The following is a 19,404-nucleotide window of genomic DNA, read 5'->3' on the forward strand; positions in this document are numbered from 1 at the left end:
TACCCGAAAGTGGTTGCCAAGATCGTCGACGACCTCGATGTGCTGCTGGAGTTCTACAAGTACCCGGCCGAGCACTGGATTCACCTGCGTACCACGAATCCGATCGAATCCACCTTCGCCACAGTGCTTTTGAGGACGAAGGTCACCAAGGGGCCGGGATCACGGGCCGCTGGATTGGCGATGGCCTATAAGCTGATCGACGCAGCCCAAGCCCGTTGGCGTGCCGTCAACGCCCCGCATCTGGTCGCCCTGGTACGCGCGGGAGCGGTCTTCCACAAAGCCAAACTGCTCGAACGGCCCACCGACATCACCCCGCCGGCACCACCGTCAGACGGCGATCAACACACCGGAACGGAGGTCGCCTGAAAACACCCCGATCCACAGGTATTGACAATTCCTCCGAGTCGCCATGGTGGGTCCTTTCACGTTTAGAATTTCGGGAAGGATAGTGCGAACTCAGCGGACGAACCCGATAGCCCCAATCCTTGTGCTCTGCAATGTTTTCCGCGATGAGATCACCCTATCCGATAGACGAGAAACGTATATCGCAGGCTCATTCATCGGATGCGCCGCGCGCCTGCTCCTAAAGGCTGGGCGATGGAGCGGCCGATTTCCTGCTCCCGCCGGGACGAAGGCGCAGGTTTGCATTCACCCCCTTGTGTCAAGGTGCCACCCAACGGGCCAGTCGGTATGGTGCGAGCCAACCGGCCATGGCGCCTCAGGAAATCTCCGAGGCTCCGGGTGCCGGAGGTTCTGTTCCAGCAGCTGCGGAGGCCGCAGTCCACCACGCCGTCAGCAAGAGCAACAGGAAGCACGCCGCGTGGAGAGCAATGACACCATCAACCCCCTCGTCTGACCGCCATCGGGCTGCGCAACGCTGCCGCCAGCGTGGCAGCACCCACCCCGGCGAGAGCCGCCGCCGAGGGCTTCGGCGACCAGCGCAATGCGGCGACCGCCCAACCGATGGGCTCGTTGCGCGCAGGATCGGAGCCGGTAGGGCTGGACACCGTCTGCTGTTGACTCGTCGGTTCGGCGAAGATGTCCAGCATCGCAGGCACGAACGCTTTCAGGTCCTGAGGCCCGCGGCTTGTGACCAGATTGCGGTCGCGCACCACCTCGCGGTCAAGCCACGTCGCGCCCGCGTTGACGAGATCATCGCGGATGCCGGGCCACGACGTGAGGGTCCGTCCCGTGAGCAGTCCCGCCGACGCCAGCACCCATGGACCGTGACACAGGGTGACGATCGGCTTTCCGCCGTGGTCGAAGGCACGCACGAAATCTCGTGCGTCCGCCGACTGCCGCAGTAGATCGGGGTTGATGAAGCCGCCGGGAAGCAGCAGTCCGTCGTAGTCGTCAGGGTCGGCGTCGGTGACCACCTTGTCCACGCCGACGCGGCTGGCGGGCATGTGCAGGTTCACCCCGCGAATTCGGCCCTCGCGCAGTGACACGATGTCCACCTTCGCGCCCGAAAGCTGCAGCGCACGTAACGGAACCACCAGTTCGACCTTCTCGAACCCGTCGGCGGCCAGCACCGCGATCGTGCGCCCCGAAAGGCGTCGTTTGTGTGCCATCATCCTCCTGTCGACGTCATGCATTGCGTCACTTGCTCTTTCGTTGTCGGTCGACGCTCAACCGACTTTTGCGCCCCACGCACCGCCGTGTTGTGTCAACGGACCTGCCCCGCGACGCCGGGGCCGATGCGCGGTCGTCGCCATAGTTCCCCGGCCAGCCAGACCCATCCGATGCCGGTGAGCACACCGAGCGCTGCGATCGCAAGGATGTCAACAGAACCGGCAAGGTCGCCGCGGCGGCACACCCGGTGGCGGTCCGGTCGACCGGGATCTGTCGGTGATCGCGCCACCGGGAAGCGACATCACCGAGATAGAACAGCGCCATCCCACCAGCAAGTGTGACTGCCGGTAGTAGCGGCAGGGGATCAGGTGTGCGCCCATCGTTACTTGCGGCGCCTGAGAACCCTTCGCACGACATAGATGGACAGGATCCACGGGCCGGCGACGATGACCGGGTCGATCCACATGTGTTTCATATCTACACGCTTGCGTCCGAACCGCGACCGAAGCCCGTTGTGACTGAATTCGGCTTTCACGCCCGACTCGGTGATCGGGTTGTCGGGCCGCAAGGTGACCAGCGAGCGAAGGTGGTGCTCGAGGGCATCCACTCGGTCGGCGTAGAGCAAGATCATCCAATGGGCGGCGCGGCCTTCACTGAACTTGTAAGCGAACTTCCGCATGGCCCCCGACAATCCGCTGGGTGGCTGCGCGGTACCGAACACGGGAGTCAGGAATCGATGTTCGACGGACCTTTCACGCGGCCACTTCTCGGGCTGCCGCTCGGGGAAGTCCCAATGCGCCCCGGTCTCAAGGAACTTCAGTTTGGGGACGGACGGTCGATCCTCCTTGTTGAGATCCGCGCCCCATCCGTGGATACGCGCTCGAAGAGCCTCGCTGTCCGGTACCGGCGGATGGTCGGCCGTGTAGGCGGGCACGCGCTGCGAAGTCTGGGTCATGACAGTTCTCCTTGGGTCCATCAGTTGTGGTTGACGACGACGACCGGCTTGATGATGTTGTCGAGCTTGGAAGAGAAGATGTGGTAGCCCTCGGCAATATGCTCGAGTGGGATACGGTGCGTGACAATGTCATTCGGCTTGATGTAGCCATTCTCGATATGCGACCACAACCGCGGCCACTGCCGCTTCACCGGGCACTGGTTGGCGTTGATCGTGAGGCCCTTGTTCATGGCATCGCCGAACTTCACCGCGCTGAACATCGGCCCGTAGGCGCCGACCACCGAAACGGTTCCGCCTTTGCGCACCGCGTCGATCGCCCAGTTGAGAGCCACTGGAGAGCCGCCCTGCATTTTGAACTTCGCCGTCGTCACGTGCTGCATGAGGTTTCCGTCCGCCTCCGCACCGACCGCGTCGATCGCGACGTCGGCGCCCAGGAAGTCGGTGACTTTCTTCATCTCCAGCACGATGTCGCCGTACTCACCGAAGTTGTAGGTCTCGGCATCCGCGAACTCCCGGGCCTTCTGCAAGCGGTACTCCTGATGGTCGATGACGATGACGCGGCCGGCCCCCATCAACCAGGAACTCTTCGCTGCATACAGACCGACCGGCCCGGCGCCGAACACGATGACGGTGTCTCCCTCGGCGATGTCCCCGAGCTGAGCGCCGAAGTATCCCGTCGAAAGGGCATCGGTGCACAGCAATGCGTCTTCACTTTCCATCCAGCCGGGGATCACCGATGGACCGACGTCGGCGAAGGGCACCCGCACGTACTCGGCCTGAGCGCCGTCGTACCCACCGCACGTATGCGAGTAGCCGTAGATGCCACCCACCGCAGTGGCGTTGGGGTTCACGTTGTGACAATTGGAGTAGAGGCCTCTGGCACAGAAGTAGCATGAGCCGCAGTAGATGTTGAACGGCACCATCACCCGATCACCGGGCTGGATGTTCTCTACAGTGGGGCCGACTTTCTCCACCACTCCGATGAACTCGTGTCCGAAGGTGTGCCCGATCCGGGTGTCGGGCATCAAGCCGTGATAGAGGTGCAGATCCGAACCACAGATCGCCGCCAATTCCACCCGAACGATCGCATCGTTGGGGTGCTCGATCGCCGGGATCTCTTTTTCCTCAATACGAACTTTGCAGGGACCGCGATAACTCATTGCTTTCATAGCGCCTCCTAGCGGGGTTGATGTCCGGCGCCGCATACCCGGCAACGATGTGGCAAAACCACCCTGCTGTGGCCAAGAAGCGCAGCGGCATTGGACCTTTGGGCACGAAGACGCGAGTCGGTAACTTCCCGCCGTCATTCCCGAGTGGGAGCTACGTCGAACGCCGCGTGATATTGGCAGCGATATGCACCACGTCGGCTGGACCAATGACGACGATTCGAAAGGAGAAGCGGCACAGACGGTCCCAGGCAGACGGGGTCGCCATGAGGGCAGTTATGTACGACGGACCAGGTGGGGTCGTTGTCAAGGAGTTCCGGACACCAAGATCGAGCACCCGACCGAAGTACTCGTCAAGATCACCGCCACCGAGGCATGGTCGTCGGTCACGAGACGTTGGCATCGTCGCCGAGGTCGGCAGCGCGGTGGCCACGGTCTCGCCAGGTACGCGCAGGCGATCGGGAGTGTCCGCCCATCAACATCGGCTGCGGTTTCTGCCGCGATTGCGACGAGGTCGGACGGCGCTGTGTCCGACAGCGCATCCCGAGGCGGAGTGGCGGGGGCCGCCGCCTATGGCTTTCGCCGGGATGGGACCGTGCTGGGGCGGCGGGCAAGCAGACCGTCGGGCGCCAGTGCAGTCGGTGGGTCAGATGGCTGCTTATCCGGCAATGATCCCGGGGGACAGAAAAGGTGATCACCGTCGACCGTCGCCGCGACCGTCTGCTCTGCGAAGCTGATCGCCGGCAGTCAAGCCGCCCCTCCGGCGGCGACCAGCATGTCCACCGGCGAACCGCGGGGACACGGATGAGCGATTATCGGGACATACCCCTGAGCTGTTTGCTGGTGGTCCCGGCTGGGTTCGAACCAGCGACCTTCCGCGTGTGAGGCGGACGCTCTCCCACTGAGCTACGAGACCGGATATTCGGCGATGCGAACGAGGCAGAAGACTAGCACGCGGCACTCGTCCCCCAAGAATCCGCTGGCAGGCAATCGCCGTTATCGGGGCGCGGCGCAGGGCATGGCGCCGCTAATGTCGCCGTATGAAGCGTTGGGCGCTCGCCGCCACTGTCGTGATTTCGGCCGCCCTGACGCTCTGCTCTGCCGCCGGAGCCGACGTCGTCGGCTTCACCTCGCCGAGCGGCAACATCGGCTGCATCCTCGCCGAGGACTCGGTGCGCTGCGACATCGCGGCCCGTGACTGGACGCCTCCCCCGCGGCCGGCCGACTGCCCGGACTTCACCGACTACGGACAGGGCATCTACCTGGGACCCACCGGCCCCGCCCGATTCGTGTGCGCCGGCGACACCGCACTGGGCAGCGGCCCGGCCCTGGACTACGGCCAGTTACGGGTCGGCGGCGGATTGAGCTGTGAGAGCGAACCCTCGGGCATCCGCTGCTCCAACTCCCACGGCCGCGGCTTCGCGATATCCCGCCAGGCCTACCAGCTGTTCTGAGCCGCGGCGCGCCGCGCGAGCAAGGGATTTGTGTCTGCCTAGCTGCCTGGACTATCGTTCTGCATCGCGACGGGCGACGATCTCGCACGTGGCACGCGGATGTAGCGCAGTTGGTAGCGCATCACCTTGCCAAGGTGAGGGTCGCGGGTTCGAATCCCGTCATCCGCTCGAGGGTGCAGGCATCAACCCCAGCGGTGGAGTGGCCGAGTGGTGAGGCAACGGCCTGCAAAGCCGTGCACACGGGTTCGATTCCCGTCTCCACCTCCAAAGGTGTTCCCGGCGCGATTAGCTCAGCGGGAGAGCGCTTCCCTGACACGGAAGAGGTCACTGGTTCAATCCCAGTATCGCGCACCACTCTGACCAGCAGTTTTAGGTCAGAATCCGGACGGCATGCCACATACATGCCAGATTGATCGGCCGCCTCGGCGTCGCGACTCGCGATATGAGAGGTTTGCCATGAACACCACTCACCGCCGAGCGTCGCTCGACGACACCACACCCGACGCGGTGCCGACGGCGCTCTCCGTTGACTGTCCGCTCTGCGGCGCCGACGCTGGCCAGCCATGTCAGGACGCGGTTCGGGGTTGGGTCCGCAACGTCGGCCCACATCTGACACGCGTTGCGGCCGCAGTCGACCCCAAGCACGCCCGCGGCGGTGCACAGTGACCGTCATGAACGATGACAATGCCCAGACGTGGCGAGACCTCGCCGACGCGCTCACGGCCGAGCAAGCGGCCTACCTTGCGAACTGGGAAAGCCACCCAGAAATCCCGCCAACTCTCGACGGACCCCCGTCGCCAGACCACCATGCAAGAGCGCTCCTGTTCGCTGCCCGCGCGTACCTCACCCAGAACGCCGCCGCAGCCCTCTACGCGGACGTCGTGCCGCCGCCCGAGGACGGCCACCATTACCCGTGGGAACACGACGGCGACGGCAGGTGGTTCCGGTACTTCGCAGGCACGACCCGCAAGGTTGGCGACATCGAGGTCATCATCAGCGGCCTCCAGGGAACTGACGGGATGATCACCCGCACGATTACCGCCGATTTCGAGGACATCGACGCCGTGACCGCGCGGCAGCTCGCGGCGGCGCTCATCGAGGCCGCCGATGAGATCGAGGCTCTGCAGTGAGCGGCGCGCAGCGCGGCCGGCTGCCAGCGACGCCGATCACCTGGGAGCTGCTGATCGACGAATACAGCACTTGGATGCGCGCAGTCGGACGCTCGCCGCTGACTATCCGACTGCGAGAGGACCAGTTGCGCCTTGTCGCGCGTGAGGTCGGCGGTCATCCGAACGCCGTCACCGAGGACGATCTGGTGACGTGGTTCGCCTGCTATCCCGATTGGAAGGCCGAGACGCGGCGCAGCCACCGCGCCGCGGTGCGCGGGTTCTTCGAGTGGGCCTACAAGTTCGGCCGCATCCTGAGCAACCCAGCCGCCGATCTGCCCACGATGCCGGTCGGTGTCGCGACGCCCCGCCCCGCCGACGATTACGCCTGGCGTACCGCCCTGGCCGCCGCAGACCTGCGGGTAACCCTGATGCTGCGCCTGGCCGGTGAGGTCGGCCTGCGTCGCGCTGAGGTTGCACAGGTACATACCCGCGACCTGATCAACGGCGTGGCCGGGGCGCAGCTGATCGTGCATGGGAAGGGCAACAAGAAGCGCGTCGTACCGCTCAGTCAGGGGCTCGCGGATCTGATCCGCCTCGGCGCAGAGGGCCACACCCCCGGGGCGTCGCCGAGCGGGTGGCTGTTCCCTGACGGGTTCGGCGGCCATCTGAGCGCGCAGTACGTCGGCCGCCTGGTCGCCGACGTGCTACCGGACGGGCTGACTATGCACACGCTGCGCCACCGCGCGGCGACCCGCGCGTACCGTGGCACCCGCAACCTACGGGCGGTGCAGATGCTCCTCGGGCACTCCTCGGTGGCCACCACGCAGCGGTACACGGCCGTGGAGGACGACGAGGTTCGGGCAGCGATGATGGCGGCCTCGATCTCGAACCCCGACTGACCAGTGCGCCCGACAACGGCCCCGGCTGCCCACGCACGCGGTCGGGGCCGTTTCATCTTGCTCCATCATCGCGCGGTCGGTACCAGAAAGTATGGTCAGCTGCATGACCCTGTCGGGTAACTCGTCCTTGAATCCGAGCAAGTCCGAGATCAACAAGTGCGGCGAGCTCATCCGGAAAGTTCGGTACGAAGGTCTATCAGTGGGACTTGATGAGATAGACCACGCCATCGAGGTCATTTCCTGGTTCCGCGCACAGCATGCGTACCCGATGGCCAAGGTCCGCTATGGGCTGACCAGCATGGTTCGAACGGAGAGCGCCGACGAAGTAATCAGCCAGCGACTGAAGCGAGTGCCGCGCATCGTCCGCAAGCTGCATCGAACCGTAGGTTCGCCTACAGGACGAACCGCCCTTGCGAGGCTGGAGGATATCGGCGGAGTCCGCGCCATTCTCAAGGACGGCCCTGAACTCGAACGCGTCCGGCGACGGATCGAACGTAACTGGAAAGCGCACTTCAAGAGGCCTCCGCGGGATTACATCGCGGAACCCAAGCCGATCGGGTACCGCGCGGTTCACTTCGTCATCGTCCGCGACGGGCGGGCTATCGAGGTCCAGCTACGGACACGCGGCCAGCAACAGTGGGCCGACGCTGCTGAGTCTGCTGATGCGCGCCTAGCCCACCGAGGCGTCAACCTCAAGGACAGCGAAGGTCCCGCGGAGATGATCAAGTACTTCAGCGCCGCCGGCGAAGTCATCTACCGCCGCGAGTACGGCATCCCGATCTCCTACGAGTTGACAAAGCGGTTCAACACGGCGCGGCGAACTGTGATAGAAAGCGGCTACTACAACGCATAATCAGCGCTGAAGTATGGGTATCTTGTGGATATGCACCAACTGGAGGTGGGCAACGATGAGCAAGGATGACGTTGTGTACTTCCTTCTGGTGTACAGCTTCGATTCGAACCAGCTCGTCTACCAGGAAGAATGCGACGACCGCGAAGCGGCGATCGCGGCGTATGACGCGATGGAGCGCCAGTATCGGGGAACTCTTGACCGGTTCGAGGTCGTGCTCATCGGCGCAGACAGCATCGAGACTGTAATGAAGACCCATGGCCACTACTTCCGCACGTCCGCAGACTCGATGTTCTCCGAGTTCCTGAGCGAGCCAAACCCGGTCTGACCCTGACTCGGATCAGGCTTCCATAGGTGCCCGGCACCTATTGTGTAAATGTCCTGAGCTTGGTCAAGTGAGTCGCTACCCCCTCCCTCGATTTTTTCACAGGGGGCCGGCAAACCCGTTGCAGCACGACAGCATTTGGAGACACGGCAGCCCGTTGCGGCGCAACGGATTACCTTCAGTAGAACCATCCCTGCTTGCTCGGCAGCGATCCGTCCTCATTGCCGACGCCGTGGCCGATCTCGGTCATCGGCACGGCGGTTTCGTCGGGCACGCTGGCCAGCACTTCGGCCATGCCGGGGTCGGCGGTGATGAGGTTGATCCAGTGCTTGCGGCGAGCGGGGGTGATCTTGCCCTTATTCACCGCGGCGGCCACGGCGTCCTCGACCTTCTGCCGCTCGGCGGCCGCCTTGATCTGTCGGCCCTCGGTGGCGTCGGTGCGCAGTGCCGCAAGCGTGTCGCTGTCGATGACCTCCAGGCCGGCGCGCTTGGCCGCTGCGGCGACCGTGGAGGGCTTGGCCGGGTCGAGGTCTGCCACCTGCGCGGCGAGGTCGGCGGCGGTGTCGACGACCAGCTCAAGGTCGGTGGTGTCGGCGGGCAGGCCGAGTGCGTCGAGCAGTGCGGCGGCCTGCTCGTCAGTGAAGGTGAGTGCCATGTGTGTCTCCTCGGGTCAGCCGGCCAAGCCGGTCAGCTTCTTAGCGGCGAACGGCCGATCGACGCCGAAGGCGGGCACGACGTAAGCCTGGACCCACCAGGACCGGGTGGCTTTGTCTTCCCAGACGTCGACAGTGAGTGGGAACTCGAAGCCGACGGTGCCGACCATGCCTTTTTCGACAGTCCAGGCGGTTCCGGCGGTGACACGTGGATTGGCGAACAGTTCCACGCCCGCCGATTTGAGCATCGCGTCGAGCCGATCGGCGTACGCAGTCCTCAGAGCGTGAGCCTCGTTGGGATGAACTACCAGCAGGTCGTGCTTGACGCCGAGCTCCTGCAGGTCGCTGGCGAGCTGGGCTGCCGAGAGGTCGGCGGTGGGCAGCTCGCCGGACGGCGTCAGTTCAGCCTCGCTGCCGATAGTCACCAAGATGGACCAGTCATGGCCGGGCACCACATTGGCGCCGGTGACCGCGGCGTTGAGCTCTGCCATGGCGCGTACGTCGAGCTTGCGCGTGATCGTGTTGGCCAGCTGCGTCGTCTGCTGGTCGAGGTAGTTGACGTCGTTGCGGGTGATTTCCTCGACGCCGATCTGAAACTTGCCGCCCCAGTCCTCGACAAGCGCGAGCTTGGGCTCGGGGTCGACGCCCTCGACCACCTTGTATTCCGCTCTTGCACTGCGCTTTTCGACGTCAGAGGTGAAGAAGTCCGATGCCTGGATGACCGAAAACAGCATGCCGCCACCTTCGACCTTGGCGCCGAGGGTGCGGAAGAACTTGGGCAGCAGGATCTGCTCGTCGGCGAGCTGAGCGATCCGCGCACGGATCGTGGTGGGCTGCTTGAGCGCGGTGTCGACGGTCAGCCGCCGCCCGGTGAGTTCAGGGATCAATGCGTTCGGCATAGTTCAATCCTGTTCAGTAGAGGGAGATTTCGGCATCGGCACCATCTGCAGCACCGGTGACGGCATAGCCGACGGCGACGCCGCTGGCCTTGGCTTTGGCCTTGCCGGCGGTGCCGACCTCGACCTCGGCGAAGGCCGTGATTGCGCCGTCGACGGTCACCTTCACGACTCGACTGTTGCCACGCACCACGGTCACCAGGCCGCCGCTGGCGGCGTCGTTGCCCGCCACGCCGCACGTCCGGCCCGCGGCCGTGGCCGGCGCGACTGAGAGGTTGCCGCCGGAAGCCCGGTTGCCACTGATGGCCAGGAATCTGCGTGCGGTCACGGTGGCCGTGGCTTCGGCGGTGATGTTGGCGCCCGGGTCATAGACGGACGGGTTGGTCAGGGTGGTGCTCACGAGGGTGTCCTTTCCGTGGTGAGTCGATGAGTACGACGCCGGCGCGCCGCCGCAACGGCGACAGCGCGACGACGGCCACCGGCACCGTGGTTGGTGGCCAGCACGATGCGCCTGGCCGCCACGTCGATGCCATAGAGCGCGCCGACGTCCTGGAGAGAACGCAGTGTCTCGACAGCCGGATCAGCTGCGCCGAGTAGCGCCAGCCCGTTCAGCACCAGCGGCCACGTCCTGCCGTCCTGGTCGGTGAAGTCGATCAGCGCCTCGATGCTGCGATCGGGATAGGCGTGCGGCAGCAGCTTGGCCACCGGGCCCGGCACGTTGACCAGATCACCGACCAGCGTCGAACCGCCGTCGGCCAGACGCAACCCATCGACGTAGCCGAGTGCGGGCCCGCCGTCGAACCGGGGGTCGTCGTGCCCGATCTTGACCACGGGCTTGCGCAGCACCCCGGCACGGTGCGCCTCGATCGCCGCGGACAGGTGCTCAGCGGTGACGGTCCAGTCACCGACGGTGCCGCCCGGCTGCCAGGTGCCGACTTTGACCAGCTCGACGCCGCGGATGGTGCGCAGATCAGCAGGCATTCTCAGCTCCGCTTGGCTGCCCGTTTCTCAGCAAGGGCGACAACGCTTCTCGCCGGATATACCCACCGACCGCCGGCACGATAAGCCGGTATCGACCCCCGGCGCGCAAGGTCGCGGACACCGCCAGGCGTGAGCCTGAGGATCGCTGCCGCTTCGCCGGTCGTAACGAGGTCATAGGGCCGATCATGAGGCGAATCTTCCTCATTTCCAACTTCTCTGACGTCTACGTCAGTCTTCGGGACCGAAACGTCAGCTTTCACTGACGTTTTGCGCAAACGGGCAATGAAGTCGGCCAACCGCGGGGAAGGCCGGCGGTCGGTCAGCAGAGCATCGAGAGCGTCGAGCAGATACCGGGCGTCGTCGGGCTCCAGGAGCACGCCATTGACCCGCTCGATCACGATCGTGCCCTCAGCTGGAGCCACACCCGGTTGATCTCGTCGACCAGGCGATACCGCGGCCGTCGCGCGAACTGGTCGCGCAAAAGGTCGAGCTCGTCGCGGGTATCGGCGTTCGAGATACCCTCGATCCGCCGAGCCTGATTCAGAGCCTTCACCTGCGCGACGTCGCCGTCGGAGATCGCCAGGAGCAGCTGTGCGGCTCGCCAGCGCACCAGCAGCAGGTCGGTCGTCGTCTTCATGCGTTCACCAGTCCATCGCGAGGTTCTCGGCTGAGAGCTGTTCGGCAGCAGCATCTTTCGCCCTCCAATCGCGCGGGTGTGTGCTGGTGAGCACGGGTCGCTGGCTGTCCAACTGGCCGTCGCCGCGCTGCCCATTGCAGGTCGAATGCAGCAGGCGATCACACAGCTTTCCGCCGGCCACGCGCGGCACGCTGTGGTCGCCGGCCAATGTCTTGCGGTCCCAGTTGCGGGGCTTTTCCTTGAACATCGGGAGACCGCACCAGTAGCAGAGGGACCCCTCGATGTGCTTCCGCATCAGGCGGGCCACCTCCTGTTGGTGTCGCCAACCTAATCCGCGTGCAGTGGTGTTGGCTTTGCGACTAGACACTCCGGTCACCCGCCTGGATCCTCGCCAGGGCCTCCCGCTCAGAATTTTTCCGCCGTACATAAAAAAGCCTGACCAGGGGGCGGGTCAGGAAATCGACGGCCGGCCTCAGGATTATCGACCGGGGGGTCGCGACGACGCCGATCACTCGCTCACCACCTTGCAGAACGCGCACAGCCCAGTGTCATCGGCGGGCAGGTCACGCACACACTGCCGGCACAGCGGCTGCGGCGGTGGGCCATCCCCCTCGGGGTCGTAGTCCTGACGCGCCCGGGTTACCTCGGCAAGGACATGCTCCATCTCGTCGTCGTATTCGCCGCTCATGCCGACTTCCTCGGACGTCCTACCGCCTTCGGTCGGTTCACGATGCCGGCCACGACGCCGAAGGGCCGCTGGCTTCGCGGTAGCGACTCGTACCAGTCGACGCAGCGGTCCAGGGCCGGGCAGCGGGCACACAGGACGATCGCCTCTGCATGCCGCCGCACCACCACGTCGGGGTGCTCGCCAGTGGCAGCGTCGTCGAAGAGTGAATGCCTCCCTCGGCACTTGGCGCCGGGTAACGAGGGTGCGAGGCCGACGGCGTCGAACAGACTCTGCACGCTCATATCGACCTCACCGTGCAGACGTGGATCTCTTGCGTCACCGGCGTCAGCGATACCTCGTAGATTCCGGGACACGGCTCGCCGGGGTCATGCCGAAGTGTTCCGCGCCAGGACGACGGCTTCTCCGCGGCCGGGTCCGGGTGCCAGACGTGCTCGGTGACGACACCGGGCTCGATCTCGCGGGCGGACTTCACCAGCCGGCCATCGCTGTACCGGCGCGGGTCGCCAAACTGCGCGGCGAGTGCGCAGATCTCGCGGACCGTCTCGTCAATCGCGTCTAACTCAGGCTCATGGTCGCCGGTGCAATCAGTGCCGCTGATTGAGTCGGTCGTCCAGTTCGCCCGTTGCGTGAGAAGCGCTGCCGCGTACTTCAGCGCGTCGAGGGAATTGGTCATCGGAAAGGAGATCCTTCTGTGTGTTGTAACCCCCACGGACCCACCCCTATAAGGGGTGGTGGGTTCCGTGATTGGGGTGCTTGTGATCATCGTGATTGCTTGCGTGATTGCTCTACCTGCGGTTTTGCTGGTCGCGTGATTGGCGTGACGACTGCGTGATTGCTATCGGCCTCGAAAAGTGCGTGATTGCTCTGACCTGCGGGTTTACCTCTTTCCGTTATTGGGCGTGATTGGGAAACCTCAGCGAGAAACCAGGCGCTACGGGCCTTCCCGCCGTGCTCATTGGTGCGTCCGTCGAGCCGCACCAGCACGCCCGCGGTGGCCAGCTGGTCGAGCCTGCGGCGCGCCTTCTCGATGTCGGCGCGGCCAGGTGAGGACTTCTCAGTGATGGCAGCTGCGGCGTCTCTGGCCGTCAGACCGTCAACGCCGCTGGCCCTCACCAGATCAACGAGGTCGACGGAGTGCTCGATGGTGAGGACGCCAGCGGCCTGGTCGTGCAGCAGTCGGTACGGGCCGACTTCCTCGGCGGGCTGCTTGATGTGGCGGAACGAAACGATCGGGTCACCAGGATCGCCGTTGAGTAGCACGATGCTGCCGCAACCGGAGGTCAGCCATGTCGAGCCGTAGACGTCATCGACTGACGGCACAGCCGGCCCCTGCGGGTTCCGCTTCTTCGTGTGGTGCAGCTCCAACAGCTGGCAGCCTTGCGTCAGCAGGTGCTGACGAGCTCGATTCCACTGTGCGCCAACTGCATCCTCGGAAAGGCGGACAGCGGCATCTTTGAGAGAGTCGACGATGACCACGCCAGCGTCGTAGTAGTCGGCCATGCGCGCGAGCAGTGCAGGATTGGCGGCCAAGTCGCGCGGCGGCGGCCCTGACCATACGGTGAGCTGTTTGGCGAGTGTGTGCCTGTCGCATTCCCTGAATACACGACCGGCGGCCCGCGCGATCTGCTTGGGCCGGTCCATGGCGAGATACAGTATGCGGCAATCTATTTCGTGAATCGGCAAGCCGATCAGACTGCCGTCGCCGAGGCCAAGGAGTTCGCGCACGATGAGAATCGCGATGCTGGTCTTCCCCAGGCCCTGCCCTCCTGCGATCATGAGAGCTTCGCCAGCGGGCCAGATCACCTGGGCATCGCGGCCCCACAGTGCTGGGATGCCGGCGGGTTGGTCCAGGACGAATGTTGCGCCATCAACGGCGGTCTCTGGCTCGTGGCGTGGGCCGTCCTCGGGCCGGCCCAGCGCTTGTGAATCGTCGAGGCCATCGAACGTTGGCAGTGAGGTCGGGGGTGGCCGGTCGCGTCGGTGCCGCTCGACGGCATCGAGGGCGCGTTGCTTGACGTGTTCATCGGTCATGCGATGGCGCCGCCGGTCAGCTCGTGGAGCCGTTCGGCGAAGGCGCGATCAGCACCACCGCGCCGCCAAAGCGCCTGCAACACCTCAAGCTCGAGCAGCGGCACATCACCGCCGTCGAGGATGTGTTGGGCCGCGTCACGGCCGGCGTCGATCATGCGGGCCGACAGCGGCGGCTCGGTGCAGCGGCAAGGCCATAAGTCACGGCAGCCGCAATCGAGTGGGACGACACGCTGGCGGCCGGCGTGTCGACGCTTCCAAGCGGCGACGCCGCTATGCTGAGGGAAGTCCGTCGCCGTGGACCTTGAAGCCGCCTCGTTCCCCCCGGGGCGGCTTTCTCGTCGAGTCACGATGCACCGCCAAACGGCTGCATAGCGGCGTCGATCTCATTGAGGTCGACGCGCACAAGGCGTGAGCCGCTGCGATATCCGGTCAGCCGCCCATCGGCGATCATCTGTCGAATCGTGCGGTCGGTGACACCAAGGTATTTCGCGGCTTCGGCCAACTTCGCGTAACGCCGCCGGGGAGTGAGAGTATCCGCCATCTCGGAGGGCCTTTCGACATCCTTTCGATGCCGCCCAGCCGAGGAATTCGGAGACGCAAACGCTCAGGATTGAGCGCGTGCCGGAAATACTACCTGTTGAGGCGAAGTACCAGGCGGTGCAACACGCCAAGCGGAACCATGTGTCTCGTGGTTCGCTTCGCTGAAGTTCCGGGATCAATCACCACTCGCGTCTCCAAGCTGCCGCAAACCTTGGCCAACGAGTCCATTACGGACAGGAGCGTGTCTTGTGACAGCTGCACCTGTTGCCGACATTCCATGCACCGGAACGACCAGCTCTGGTGCCCGTCATTCCAAATTGTATGTGTGACATTGTATTTGGATTGCGACTTCTCTGCCTCAATGGTGGCACCAGGAATGAGCGTCTCCATGTAGGCATTCAGATCTGGTCTGTTCTGGAACCGAAACGGCGGATTCACGACCACCATCTGAAATGTGTAGACATCGGGGTCGTTGCCTCGTGGGCCGCGGATTGAGATGCGCCCGCCGCGGGGCCGCTCGTCATCGACGATTGCGACCTCAGCCCCAACCTCGCTGCAGGCACAGATCACGACGTACTTGGACGACGCCGCCATCACACTCCCCCGTTCTCTGCGATCTTGGACAACAGTGCGGCGATTTGCCGGTCACGGCCCTGCGCTGCGTGCTGGTAGCGCATCGCCGCCTGCGGTGTCGAGTGACCCAAGCGGGCCATCAGTTCGGCCAGGCTGGCGCCGGTGGCCGCGGCCAGCACCGCCCCAGAGTGCCGCAGATCGTGCCAGCGCAGATCACTGCGGCCGGCGGCGTCACGCGCTCGGTACCAGTGGCGGTACAACGTCGAGGGCTGCAGATGCCCACCCGTCTCATTGGCGAAGATCAGCGAGTCACGCTTGCTGCCAACGAATTTTGATAGGTGGTGTTCGATCTGCGGGATGATGTGGGGCGGGATCGCGACGTCGCGAACGCCGGCGTCGGACTTCGGCGTGGTGACGTCGAATGTGCCGCCATTCGTGCGCACGGCCGCCCGGCGGATGCGGATCACCTCGTCGCTCAGGTCGATGTCACTGCGGCGCAGCTCGACCGTCTCCCCGAAGCGCAACGCGCACCAGGACGCCAGCGTGACCATCAGTTGTAGCCGCTCGGGCATTGCGGCCGTCACGGTCGCCAGCTCCTCAACCGAGGCCGGCCGGATCTTGTGCACGCGCTTGGCTCGGCCGGCGCCGGTGATCCGGCACGGGTTGGCGTCGATCAGCTCGTCGTTGACCGCGCTGCCCATGATGGTGCGCAGTAGCGAGTAGGCGTGGCTGCGCAGCGTGGGTCGATCTGTCAGTGTTCCCGCGTACCATTCCCGCACATCCTTGGGCTTGATCGAGGCAAGCTGGCGTGCGCCGAACGCGTCGAGCAAATGGTCATCGAGCAGCGCCTGATAGTGCTCCCGAGTCCGGGCCTTGATCGGCCTGCCCGCGACCTGGCGGCCAGCCAGCCAGGCGGCCGCGTAGGCGCTAAATGTCACCTTCTCCACTGGGGCGACACTGGACGGGTTCCACATCTTGGCGTCGATCTCGCGCCGGCGGTCGGTCAGCCATGCCTCGGCGTCGATCTTGGCCGCGAACGTTGTCGGCGCCTTGACGTAATTACCGTCAGGATCGGTGAACCGCACCTGGTACCGACCGGACGGCAGTTTCCGGATATTGCCGAACGATCGCTTTTCTGCCATTCCCAGGGACCACCCAGTATCGCGTTTTCCGTGCCAGATATATGCCAGATGAGCTTACGGCACGTTCCGCTTGCTTCCGCCTAGCTCACGCGATACTGTGCCGAGTGTCGCCAGTTCAGAGGGTATCTCCACTGGTCAGACAACGAATCGCAAAACGTCGAGAACGCCAACTTCAATCCCAGTATCGCGCACCAGAGTTTCCGCAGTTCAGTGTGCGTTTTCGCACACCTGATTCAGGTTCGTGAACTAGACGTGAACTGAGCTGTGCAAAGCCGACAAGCGTCAACCGAAGCTACTTGCCCGCTTCTGACTCGGGTCGGGGCGGAATCCGTTCGATGGGCCAAGGGCCACCAACTCCGAAAACCCGCCAGTGATCGACATCTAGCTCGGGCGGGTTGGGCAGGTCGGGGCACCGCTGAAGGGTGGCGTAGATCGTGTCGTCGGGCAGCTGAAGTTCACCCTGAGTGATGAGGGTCTCGCCGGGATTGGGCGGCAACTTCAGATAGGCGACCTCGGGAGAGGCAAATATAGGCCGTGACCCAAGTCCCCGATCCGCCAGCATGTCACGCACTTGGTCGAATGCCGCTAAAAACTCAGGCACAGCGCTTGGCACCGTGACGAACCCGAGAAGCTCCTCAGCTTCCGCTTCGTTCGCGGCGTGCTCAAATATCGCCGTGAACGCTGAATACACGGTGATTAGCGCTGTGCTGCCCTCAGCCTCAATCGCCATCATGCTGCCGCTCGGATCTGCGGGGAGAAACCCCTCGCCCCACTTGTGACGGTAATCGAGTAGATCAAGTGCCTCGGCGGGTGTGTACGTCTGAATGTTCGGGTAGCGGATGTTTCGGACGGCGCGGTCGCCGGATACTAGGACGCTGGTATCGGCGTCCTGGCACAGCGCGATGAGGTAGTCGTCGTCGGGGTCTGTGCACACCTTCGGAATCTCAGCTTCCGGGCGGTCATCGACCCAATCCGCCAGTAGCTCGATTGCAGCGACGAAGTCGCGTGCGTCATCGACAGTGATCCATCGGCGGAACTTCTCACGTTCTAGCACGTCAGACACCTCGTCCATGAGCCGTCCGCACACGACTAGAGCAACCTGGCCCTGCATTGCAGCCTCGACAATCTTCATCGGACTACCTGAAGGCGATATGGCGGCGGAGACGTAGGTATTAGCGTCTGCGACCAGCCGAATCATAGGAGCTTAAGTGGCGCGGGCCGCTCACTCGCCGCGAGAGCGAGCAGTCACAAAATCCTTGGCTCGCCTCTCGGCGCGCATCTGCCGAATTTCGGACGATGCTTCCCGACTGGCGTCGTCATCTGACACCGGCTCACGCGCAGCTGCGGCTTCGCTCAGCCGCTTCAGCGTCCGACTGATCAGCTCTGCGTCCTCGCAGTGGCCCGCGCGCATGAGCAGCCGCCTACGCGCGACCTCCCTGCGATTCGCGCCCGCCATCTCTCAGACCTCCAAGGTAAGCAAATCCCGACATGTCCATCATCGGTCAGGACACAGCGGTTGTCGACTGCCGCCGTGAGAGCCGTTGTTCACTCGTGACCCGCCAACCTCGCTAGTCACATGCTCGGGTCGACCGTGAGAGTGTCCCCGCACCCAGGTGGGCGCATGTAGGCGGGAACCTTCCACCACGGCACCGTGACCGTCTCCCCGGCCTCCAGGGCGTCGAGCAGATAACGAGGACGGTGCAGATGCCCGTACCGGGCCTGCTGGTCGCGCTCACGGTCCAGCAGCCGCCGATAGATCGGTCCGAGGCCGTCGCTGCTGCGCTGGGCCTCCCGCGCCCTCACCGGATTCTGGCGCGGCACCTCAGCTCACCACCTGCTGCGGACGCGGACCCACACGGGCAGCTTCCCGCCGATCCCGCCGATCCCAACGGGCACGGGCCGCGCGCTGATGACGGGCAGACTTCGGCGGCTCCTCCGAGAGCCGCACGCGCTCCAACATCTGCACCGACTGCCGCTCACAATGCCGAATCTCCGCGCTCAACCGGGCCAACGTGGTCGGCCTGCACTTGAGGTGAGCCCCCTGTAGTGGTCCAGTCGTTGTGGGACTCTGTTGCCCGAGTGTTCGGGCAGGAAGAATCAATGACGACATGGCAACGAACAAGCGCCGGCGGCACACTCCGGATCAGATCATCCGCAGGCTGGCCGAGGGCAACAAGCTCCTGGGGACCGGCCAGGAGCTGGCCGAGGTGTGCCGGCACCTGGAGATCACCGAGTCGACCTGGCATCGCTGGGTCGCCCAGTACGGCGGCATGAAGGCCAACGAGGCCAAACGACTCAAGGAGCTCGAGGCCGAGAACGCCCGGCTCAAGAAGCTGGTGGCCAACCAGGCCCTCGATATCGACATGCTCAAGGAGATCTCGTCGGGAAACTTCTGACCCCGAACCGCAAGCGCAGCGCCGTTATCGCGCTGCGTGAGCGGTTCGGGGTGTCGGAGCGCCGCGCCTGCTCGGTGGTCGGCTTGCACCGCTCGACGATGCGGCTGACGCCGGCGCCGGTGACCACCGAGGAGGCTGAGCTGCGGGCGTGGCTGCGCCGGTTCTCGGTTGACCGTCCGCGCTGGGGGTGGCGCCGGGCCGCGAAGATGGCGCGGCGAGCCGGCTGGAAGGCCAACAACAAGCGTATCCGCCGGCTGTGGCGTGAGGAGGGCTTGCGGGTGCCGCAGCGGCGCCGCAAGAAGCGGCTGACCGGGATCGGTGTCGCCGTGGGTGCGATGTCCCCGATCCGTCCGAATGTGCTCTGGGCGATGGACTTTCAGTTTGACACCACCTCCGATGGGCGCACCCTTAAGATGCTCAACGTGATCGACGAGTTCACCCGCGAAGCCCTCGCCATCGAGGTGGATCGGTCCATCGACGCCGCCGGTGTCGTCGACGTCTTGGACCGTCTGGCGCTCACGCATGGGGCGCCGCACT

General features: G+C 64.6%; 25 protein-coding genes, 4 tRNA genes and 2 pseudogenes. 11 read left to right on the forward strand and 20 right to left on the reverse strand.

What is annotated here, in order from left to right:
• The coding region (locus tag ACXMYJ_RS26210; protein ID WP_460359272.1) for a transposase at nt 1–366 on the forward strand (366 nt) is incomplete at its 5' end.
• Between the two features lie 665 nt (nt 367–1,031).
• Here the strand turns inward: ACXMYJ_RS26210 and ACXMYJ_RS26215 are convergent.
• The 4 genes and pseudogenes from ACXMYJ_RS26215 to ACXMYJ_RS26230 all read right to left on the reverse strand — a co-directional run.
• Nucleotides 1,032–1,571: pseudogene (locus tag ACXMYJ_RS26215) on the reverse strand (type 1 glutamine amidotransferase domain-containing protein); the annotation flags it as partial.
• A 383-nt stretch (nt 1,572–1,954) separates the two neighbouring features.
• Entirely contained in the window at nt 1,955–2,527 is a 573-nt protein-coding gene (locus ACXMYJ_RS26220; protein WP_460359273.1) for a hypothetical protein, read from the reverse strand.
• Between the two features lie 20 nt (nt 2,528–2,547).
• Nucleotides 2,548–3,696, reverse strand: coding sequence for a zinc-dependent alcohol dehydrogenase (locus ACXMYJ_RS26225; RefSeq protein ID WP_460359275.1), 1,149 nt, complete (start codon nt 3,694–3,696; stop codon nt 2,548–2,550).
• An 838-nt stretch (nt 3,697–4,534) separates the two neighbouring features.
• Nucleotides 4,535–4,609 (reverse strand) — tRNA-Val (locus ACXMYJ_RS26230).
• A 124-nt stretch (nt 4,610–4,733) separates the two neighbouring features.
• Between ACXMYJ_RS26230 and ACXMYJ_RS26235 the strand changes: the two genes are divergently transcribed.
• The 9 genes from ACXMYJ_RS26235 to ACXMYJ_RS26275 all read left to right on the forward strand — a co-directional run bounded on the left by ACXMYJ_RS26235 (nt 4,734) and on the right by ACXMYJ_RS26275 (nt 8,333).
• Nucleotides 4,734–5,147 carry a DUF6636 domain-containing protein gene (locus tag ACXMYJ_RS26235; protein ID WP_443189467.1) on the forward strand — a complete coding sequence of 138 codons (414 nt, stop codon included), beginning with the start codon at nt 4,734–4,736 and terminating at the stop codon, nt 5,145–5,147.
• A gap of 95 nt (nt 5,148–5,242) precedes the next feature.
• Nucleotides 5,243–5,315 (forward strand) — tRNA-Gly (locus ACXMYJ_RS26240).
• Between the two features lie 25 nt (nt 5,316–5,340).
• Nucleotides 5,341–5,414 (forward strand) — tRNA-Cys (locus ACXMYJ_RS26245).
• A 12-nt stretch (nt 5,415–5,426) separates the two neighbouring features.
• Nucleotides 5,427–5,501 (forward strand) — tRNA-Val (locus ACXMYJ_RS26250).
• 102 nt (nt 5,502–5,603) lie between these two features.
• The gene (locus ACXMYJ_RS26255; RefSeq protein ID WP_443189468.1) at nt 5,604–5,813 is read left to right on the forward strand and encodes a zinc finger domain-containing protein; all 210 of its coding nucleotides are present in this window, start codon (nt 5,604–5,606) and stop codon (nt 5,811–5,813) included.
• A 5-nt stretch (nt 5,814–5,818) separates the two neighbouring features.
• Nucleotides 5,819–6,277 (forward strand): hypothetical protein, encoded by a 459-nt coding sequence (locus ACXMYJ_RS26260; RefSeq protein ID WP_460359274.1) that lies wholly within the window; start codon nt 5,819–5,821, stop codon nt 6,275–6,277.
• Complete coding sequence (locus tag ACXMYJ_RS26265) at nt 6,274–7,155, forward strand: tyrosine-type recombinase/integrase (RefSeq protein ID WP_443189469.1); 882 nt, start codon at nt 6,274–6,276, stop codon at nt 7,153–7,155. The genes ACXMYJ_RS26260 and ACXMYJ_RS26265 overlap by 4 nt, the downstream gene beginning before the upstream one ends.
• A gap of 103 nt (nt 7,156–7,258) precedes the next feature.
• Nucleotides 7,259–8,008, forward strand: a complete 750-nt coding sequence (locus tag ACXMYJ_RS26270; protein WP_165804708.1) for a RelA/SpoT domain-containing protein — start codon at nt 7,259–7,261, stop codon at nt 8,006–8,008.
• A 55-nt stretch (nt 8,009–8,063) separates the two neighbouring features.
• Nucleotides 8,064–8,333, forward strand: a complete 270-nt coding sequence (locus tag ACXMYJ_RS26275) for a hypothetical protein (RefSeq protein ID WP_105388811.1) — start codon at nt 8,064–8,066, stop codon at nt 8,331–8,333.
• 175 nt (nt 8,334–8,508) lie between these two features.
• Here the strand turns inward: ACXMYJ_RS26275 and ACXMYJ_RS26280 are convergent, their stop codons facing one another.
• The 16 genes from ACXMYJ_RS26280 to ACXMYJ_RS26355 all read right to left on the reverse strand — a co-directional run bounded on the left by ACXMYJ_RS26280 (nt 8,509) and on the right by ACXMYJ_RS26355 (nt 18,292).
• Nucleotides 8,509–8,985 (reverse strand): hypothetical protein, encoded by a 477-nt coding sequence (locus tag ACXMYJ_RS26280; protein WP_443189470.1) that lies wholly within the window; start codon nt 8,983–8,985, stop codon nt 8,509–8,511.
• 15 nt (nt 8,986–9,000) lie between these two features.
• Nucleotides 9,001–9,882, reverse strand: a complete 882-nt coding sequence (locus ACXMYJ_RS26285) for a major capsid protein (RefSeq protein WP_443189471.1) — start codon at nt 9,880–9,882, stop codon at nt 9,001–9,003.
• Between the two features lie 13 nt (nt 9,883–9,895).
• On the reverse strand, nt 9,896–10,279 hold the full coding sequence (locus tag ACXMYJ_RS26290; RefSeq protein WP_443189472.1) for a capsid cement protein: 384 nt from the start codon (nt 10,277–10,279) through the stop codon (nt 9,896–9,898).
• Complete coding sequence (locus ACXMYJ_RS26295) at nt 10,276–10,860, reverse strand: hypothetical protein (protein WP_443189473.1); 585 nt, start codon at nt 10,858–10,860, stop codon at nt 10,276–10,278. Before ACXMYJ_RS26295 ends, ACXMYJ_RS26290 begins: the two co-directional genes overlap by 4 nt.
• A gap of 2 nt (nt 10,861–10,862) precedes the next feature.
• Entirely contained in the window at nt 10,863–11,258 is a 396-nt protein-coding gene (locus ACXMYJ_RS26300) for a helix-turn-helix domain-containing protein (protein WP_443189474.1), read from the reverse strand.
• Nucleotides 11,255–11,497, reverse strand: a complete 243-nt coding sequence (locus ACXMYJ_RS26305) for a hypothetical protein (protein ID WP_443189475.1) — start codon at nt 11,495–11,497, stop codon at nt 11,255–11,257. Before ACXMYJ_RS26305 ends, ACXMYJ_RS26300 begins: the two co-directional genes overlap by 4 nt.
• A 4-nt stretch (nt 11,498–11,501) precedes the next feature.
• Complete coding sequence (locus ACXMYJ_RS26310) at nt 11,502–11,744, reverse strand: hypothetical protein (RefSeq protein ID WP_443189476.1); 243 nt, start codon at nt 11,742–11,744, stop codon at nt 11,502–11,504.
• Nucleotides 11,745–12,005: 261 nt separating this feature from the next.
• A complete protein-coding gene (locus ACXMYJ_RS26315; RefSeq protein ID WP_443189477.1) occupies nt 12,006–12,185 on the reverse strand; it encodes a hypothetical protein in 180 nt (59 codons plus the stop codon).
• Complete coding sequence (locus ACXMYJ_RS26320) at nt 12,182–12,466, reverse strand: WhiB family transcriptional regulator (RefSeq protein ID WP_443189478.1); 285 nt, start codon at nt 12,464–12,466, stop codon at nt 12,182–12,184. The genes ACXMYJ_RS26315 and ACXMYJ_RS26320 overlap by 4 nt, the downstream gene beginning before the upstream one ends.
• Entirely contained in the window at nt 12,463–12,858 is a 396-nt protein-coding gene (locus ACXMYJ_RS26325; protein ID WP_443189479.1) for a hypothetical protein, read from the reverse strand. The genes ACXMYJ_RS26320 and ACXMYJ_RS26325 overlap by 4 nt, the downstream gene beginning before the upstream one ends.
• An 86-nt stretch (nt 12,859–12,944) precedes the next feature.
• Nucleotides 12,945–14,216: an AAA family ATPase gene (locus tag ACXMYJ_RS26330; protein ID WP_443189626.1), complete on the reverse strand. Its 1,272-nt coding sequence runs from the start codon at nt 14,214–14,216 to the stop codon at nt 12,945–12,947.
• Nucleotides 14,213–14,371: a hypothetical protein gene (locus tag ACXMYJ_RS26335; RefSeq protein ID WP_165804706.1), complete on the reverse strand. Its 159-nt coding sequence runs from the start codon at nt 14,369–14,371 to the stop codon at nt 14,213–14,215. The genes ACXMYJ_RS26330 and ACXMYJ_RS26335 overlap by 4 nt, the downstream gene beginning before the upstream one ends.
• Before the next feature lie 188 nt (nt 14,372–14,559).
• Nucleotides 14,560–14,757: an excisionase family DNA-binding protein gene (locus ACXMYJ_RS26340; RefSeq protein ID WP_443189607.1), complete on the reverse strand. Its 198-nt coding sequence runs from the start codon at nt 14,755–14,757 to the stop codon at nt 14,560–14,562.
• A 592-nt stretch (nt 14,758–15,349) separates the two neighbouring features.
• A complete protein-coding gene (locus tag ACXMYJ_RS26345) occupies nt 15,350–16,471 on the reverse strand; it encodes a tyrosine-type recombinase/integrase (RefSeq protein ID WP_443189606.1) in 1,122 nt (373 codons plus the stop codon).
• Between the two features lie 292 nt (nt 16,472–16,763).
• The gene (locus tag ACXMYJ_RS26350; protein ID WP_443189605.1) at nt 16,764–17,669 is read right to left on the reverse strand and encodes a putative toxin-antitoxin system toxin component, PIN family; all 906 of its coding nucleotides are present in this window, start codon (nt 17,667–17,669) and stop codon (nt 16,764–16,766) included.
• A 374-nt stretch (nt 17,670–18,043) separates the two neighbouring features.
• Nucleotides 18,044–18,292: a hypothetical protein gene (locus ACXMYJ_RS26355; protein WP_443189604.1), complete on the reverse strand. Its 249-nt coding sequence runs from the start codon at nt 18,290–18,292 to the stop codon at nt 18,044–18,046.
• Between the two features lie 287 nt (nt 18,293–18,579).
• Between ACXMYJ_RS26355 and ACXMYJ_RS26360 the strand changes: the two are divergent.
• Nucleotides 18,580–19,404: pseudogene (locus ACXMYJ_RS26360) on the forward strand (IS3 family transposase); the annotation flags it as partial.

Source organism: Mycobacterium sp. ZZG, from assembly GCF_054786995.1.